Source organism: Paraburkholderia sp. EG304 (assembly GCF_046543485.1).
Taxonomy (GTDB): Bacteria; Pseudomonadota; Gammaproteobacteria; order Burkholderiales; family Burkholderiaceae; genus Paraburkholderia; species Paraburkholderia youngii.
Genome location: NZ_JBKGUA010000142.1, coordinates 1 through 4,638, shown reverse-complemented (window position 1 = coordinate 4,638; position 4,638 = coordinate 1). Strand labels below are relative to the sequence as shown.

Annotated in this window: 6 protein-coding genes; 4 read left to right on the top strand and 2 right to left on the bottom strand. The window is 66.5% G+C overall.

Annotated features, from left to right (window positions below; all coding sequences use genetic code 11):
• Window positions 1-92: 92 nt before the first annotated feature.
• Both scpB and ACLFKU_RS42440 read right to left on the bottom strand, forming a co-directional pair.
• Window positions 93-1,103, bottom strand: a complete 1,011-nt coding sequence (gene scpB, locus ACLFKU_RS42445; protein WP_410853220.1) for an SMC-Scp complex subunit ScpB — start codon at window positions 1,101-1,103, stop codon at window positions 93-95.
• A gap of 15 nt (window positions 1,104-1,118) precedes the next feature.
• Window positions 1,119-2,024: a segregation and condensation protein A gene (locus ACLFKU_RS42440; protein WP_410853219.1), complete on the bottom strand. Its 906-nt coding sequence runs from the start codon at window positions 2,022-2,024 to the stop codon at window positions 1,119-1,121.
• A 346-nt stretch (window positions 2,025-2,370) separates the two neighbouring features.
• Between ACLFKU_RS42440 and ACLFKU_RS42435 the strand changes: the two genes are divergently transcribed.
• The 4 genes from ACLFKU_RS42435 to ACLFKU_RS42420 all read left to right on the top strand — a co-directional run.
• The gene (locus ACLFKU_RS42435) at window positions 2,371-2,670 is read left to right on the top strand and encodes a YciI family protein (RefSeq protein ID WP_088434706.1); all 300 of its coding nucleotides are present in this window, start codon (window positions 2,371-2,373) and stop codon (window positions 2,668-2,670) included.
• Window positions 2,667-2,936 (top strand): BolA family protein, encoded by a 270-nt coding sequence (locus ACLFKU_RS42430; RefSeq protein WP_070470362.1) that lies wholly within the window; start codon window positions 2,667-2,669, stop codon window positions 2,934-2,936. Before ACLFKU_RS42435 ends, ACLFKU_RS42430 begins: the two co-directional genes overlap by 4 nt.
• A 163-nt stretch (window positions 2,937-3,099) precedes the next feature.
• Complete coding sequence (locus ACLFKU_RS42425; RefSeq protein WP_410853218.1) at window positions 3,100-4,122, top strand: LacI family DNA-binding transcriptional regulator; 1,023 nt, start codon at window positions 3,100-3,102, stop codon at window positions 4,120-4,122.
• A 92-nt stretch (window positions 4,123-4,214) separates the two neighbouring features.
• On the top strand, window positions 4,215-4,638 hold a 424-nt coding region (locus ACLFKU_RS42420; protein ID WP_410853217.1), incomplete at its 3' end, for a carboxypeptidase-like regulatory domain-containing protein.

Genomic DNA, 4,638 nt, shown 5'->3' with positions numbered 1-4,638 from the left:
GCACTTTGTGCAGGCGCTCTTCCAGCTTGGGCTGTTCGGAGGCGGTTTCGCGCTTGAGCGAAAGCTTGTTCAACGACGGCTTGCGGGGGGTGTCACTCATTTACTTGGCTCCGGCCGGCAACGGATGCGTCGGCCTCTGGTTCGGGATCGGCTTCGTCAACAGCCACGGTCGTCTTCGCGACGGCGTTGTTTTCGGTTTCGTTCTGGGGCGCCGCGCGCTCTCCCGGCGCGGTATCGGGTTCGCCATCGCTGGCGGTCGTATCCGCGTCGTCGTCGGCAAGCGACAACGGCGCATGGGATGGGGTGTCTGACGCGTCCGCATCGGCGGACGCCTCGTTATTGTCCGGGCCCGCCGGTTGCTCCGCCAGCCGCGCCGAGGCCAGCGCAACGCGGGCGGCCAGCCGGGCGGCGGCAGGGTCCGTCGGATCTGCAGGGTCCACCGGCTCCGCCGGCGCCGGCGTGGCGTCGTCGTTGGCCGCGTCACTGTCCAGCTCGGCCTCCGGTGTCGCAGCGCCGGCCGCCAGGCGACCGGCCGGTTGACCTTCGTTGTCCAGCGGCAGCTGCGGCTCCAGCTCACCCAGGTCGCGCAGCTCGGACAGCGGCGGCAGTTCGTCCAGGCGCCTGAGCCCGAAATAATCCAGGAAGCCCTTGGTGGTGCCGAACAGCGCCGGCTTGCCGGGCACGTCGCGGTGGCCGATCACGCGGATCCATTCGCGCTCTTCCAGTGCCTGGATGATGTTGCTGCTGACCGCCACGCCCCGCACCTGCTCGATCTCGCCGCGGGTGATCGGCTGGCGGTAGGCGATCAGCGCGAGCGTTTCCAGGGTGGCACGGGTGTAGCGGGTCTTGCGTTCGGTCCACAGCCGGGTGATGTAGCCATGCACTTCGCTGGTAACCTGGAAGCGGAAGCCGGAGGCCACCTCGACCAGTTCCACGCCGCGGTCCTGGCAGCCGTCGCGCAGCAGTTCCAGCGCGCGTTCGATGCTGCCCGGCGGGGCCGGTTCCTCTTCCGGGAACAGGCCCTGCAGCTGCGCCAGCGTCAACGGCTCGCTGGCCGCCAGCAGGGCGCCTTCGACAATACGGTTGATCAGCGGTTGATCCATGCGTGGGTCGGGTGCTCAGTCGGATTCGTTGGCGGCGTCGTTGTCGTCGAACTCGCTGTTGAACTGCAGCGGTTCGTTGGTGTTGCCGGCGGCCAGGGACTTGACGTAGATCGGCGCCAGCGGAGCTTCCTGGACGATGTCCAGCAACTGTTCCTTGGCCAGTTCGAGCAGGGCGAGGAAGGTGACCAGCACCCCCAGCTTGCCTTCTTCGGCGGTGAACAGCGTTTCAAACCGGTAGAACCTGCCGTCTTCCAGACGACCCAGCACATCGCCCATCCGCTGGCGCACGCTCAGCGCCTCGCGTTTGATCGCGTGGCCGGTGAACAGCTCGGCGCGCTTGAGCACGTCGTGCAGCGCCATCAGCATTTCCTTCAGGTCCACCGGCGGCGGCAGCTTGACGGCCGCGCGGTCGGGGACGAAGGCATGGACCACGGTGGTGTCGCGGTCCTGGCGGGGCAGGCTGTCGATGTCCTCGGCGGCCTGCTTGAAACGTTCGTACTCCTGCAGCCGGCGCACCAGCTCGGCACGCGGATCGGCTTCCTCGCCCTCGACGCTGGGCGGCCGCGGCAACAGCATCCGCGATTTCACTTCGGCCAGGATCGCCGCCATCACCAGGTACTCGGCCGCCAGTTCGAAGCGCAGCTCCTGCATGACGTTGATGTACTCGACGTACTGGCGGGTGATCTCGGCGACCGGGATGTCCAGGATGTCGAGGTTCTGCCGGCGGATCAGGTACAGCAGCAGGTCCAGTGGACCCTCGAAGGCATCCAGGATGACTTCCAGCGCGTCCGGCGGGATGTACAGGTCCTGCGGAATCTGCAGGACCGGCTGTCCATGCACCACGGCCAGCGGCATTTCCTGCTGCTGTGGGGCGGGCGCTCGGGTTGGCGGGTTCGCGTCGAGCGCGAGTTCGGCAGTCATCAAATAGACGTCAGTATTGCAACGGACCGGTCGCCGCACCATGCCAGCGTCCGGAACGGTCCCGGGCGGCAGGATGGCAAGCCATGACACGCCTGGGTCGGCGCGATTCCACACTTCGAACAGCAGGGCGCGCCGCGATGGGCAGCGACAGAACTACGGGGAGGTCGTCTACGTGTGCTGGTGTGGGGCAGTGGGTCGGTCGTCGGCTGGCGGTGGAGCCGGGTGCCGACGGGGCGCTGCGTCCAGCCATGTGCAATGGACATAAGACTACGGGGTTGCCGCGCCAGTGTCCAGCCAGCCCCGCTAGAATGCCCGGGTTCGATTCAACAAGACCTCGGAGTTACCCGTGTGGTATGTGATTGAAGGCTATGACGGCACCGATGTGCTGGCCGCCCGTCTGGCATCGCGCCCGGCCCATCTGGCCCGGCTGCAGGCCCTGCAGGATGAAGGTCGGCTGCTGCTGGCCGGCCCGTGCCCGGCCATCGACAGCGAAGACCCCGGCCCGGCCGGCTTCAGCGGCAGCGTGGTCATCGCCGCGTTCGATTCGCTGACCCAGGCGCAGGACTGGGCCGCGGCCGATCCTTATGTAGAGGCGGGCGTCTATGTGCGCGTCCAGGTCCGCCCCTTCCGCAAGGTCCTGCCATGAACCGCGTCGAGCGCATCCGCGAGGCCCTGCAGCAGGCGCTGGATCCCGAGCTGCTGGAGGTCAAGGACGACAGCCACCGCCACGCCGGCCACGAGGGCGCGCGGGACGGCCGCGGCCATTTCAAGGTGCACGTGGTCAGCGCGGCCTTCGAAGGAAAGCTGCCGCTGGCGCGCCATCGGGCCGTCTATGCGGCCCTGGGCACAATGATGGAGACCGATATCCACGCGTTGTCCATCCGCGCCGAGACTCCGGTCAAAAACCGCTGAAACCCTTGTCCCGCCTTGTCCTGGCCAGTCCCGAAAGGGGCCGCCATGGACAGCTTTTGGTTACCGCCGTACGACATCAGGCTAACGTAGTGTTTACATCCGGGTTTGAAAACGCTTACATTCCGCGCCAAGCCCAGATCTCTAAGCCGTGGAGGGCGGCGAAGTGAACAAGGCAGCGATCACTATCAAAGATGTCGCCCGTGAGGCCCGTGTCTCTGTTGCCACGGTCTCGCGCGCACTCAATGGCCATGAAAATGTTGCCGAGCCCGTGCGCAAGCTGGTGCTGGAGGTAGCGGCGCGACTGCGCTACACCCCGCACGCAGCGGCCCGGAGCCTGAGCAGCCGACGGACCAACACCATTGGCGTGGTGTTGCCCGATCTCTATGGCGAATTCTTCTCCGAACTGATGCGCGGCATCGATGGGGTGGCCCGCGAGCGTCGCCAGCATCTGCTCGTGTCCAGTTACCACGGTGACCAGGAGCAGCAGGGCGCGGCCCTGCGTGCCATGCGCGGTCGTGTCGATGGGTTGCTGGTGCTCTCGCCGTATGCCGAGAGCCCGGGCTTCCTCACCGACAACCTCCCGCAGGCGCTGCCCACGGTGCTGATCAACACGTATCTGCCCGAGCAGGATCATCCGGTGCTGAGCATCGATGACCATGCCGGTGCGATGACGATGACCCGCCACCTGCTGGATGTCGGGCATCGACGCATCGCCTTCATTTCCGGTCCGGACCTCAACTACGACGCCCGTGAGCGCCTGCGCGGTTTCCGCGATGCGCTGGCGGCCTTCGGTGATGCTGCCCACGGCATCGAGTTGCCCGGTGACTTTGACGAAGCTTCCGGCCATCGCGCCGGACAGGAGTTGCTGGCAGCCGGCACGCTGCCCGATGCGGTGTTCGCCGCCAACGACATGATGGCACTGGGATGTCTGTATGCGTTCGCGCAGGCAGGTGTCCGCGTGCCGACCGATGTCGCCCTGGCGGGTTTCGATGACATTCCGCTGGCACGTTTCGTTCACCCGTCGTTGACGACGATGCAGGTGAGTATCGCCGACCTCGGCGATAAGGCCGCGACGCGCCTGTTGCAGTTGATGGATGGCAACAACACAGAAGGGGCCGGCGACAAGCAGACGCTCGTGCCGACCCTGATCGTGCGTGATTCAAGCAAGCCCAGAAGCGAGCTGTAGGTCACGGCCGTTGGTCGTGACCCATGCAAACCACGCTGTAAAAAAACAATGACAGGGGCCGCAAAGACGGCCACCACCACCCGGAGAGTTACATGACGTATTCCAATCACCGCAACCGCGCGCCCGCACGCAGTCTGTTGTCCAGCGCGCTGGTCACCTGCCTGATGCTGGGCGCCGCCCCGACCGTGATGGCACAGTCGGCCACCTCGTCGCTGCGCGGCCAGGTTGCCGACGCTGCCGCCGGCACCGAAGTCACCGCGACCAACGTGGCCAGCGGCAGCGTGCGCCGCGCCACCACCCGTGCCGATGGCAGCTACTCGCTGATGGGCCTGGACCCGGGCACCTACAACGTCGTGGCCAATGGCCAGACGCAGAAGGTGACGGTCACCGTGGCCTCGACCGCGACCCTGAACGTCAGCGGCGCGCCGGCCAACGGCAGCACCGCCAACGCCACCACCCTGGACACGGTCAACGTCATTGCGCCGACCCTGCTGCAGGAAGTGCGCACCTCCGAAG

Excerpts from the sequence above, each read along its gene's own strand:
- ACLFKU_RS42440 (WP_410853219.1), bottom strand. The coding sequence starts at position 2,024 with ATGACTGCCGAACTCGCGCTCGACGCGAACCCGCCAACCCGAGCGCCC.
- scpB (WP_410853220.1), bottom strand. The coding sequence starts at position 1,103 with ATGGATCAACCGCTGATCAACCGTATTGTCGAAGGCGCCCTGCTGGCG.
- ACLFKU_RS42430 (WP_070470362.1), top strand. The coding sequence starts at position 2,667 with ATGAACCGCGTCGAGCGCATCCGCGAGGCCCTGCAGCAGGCGCTGGAT.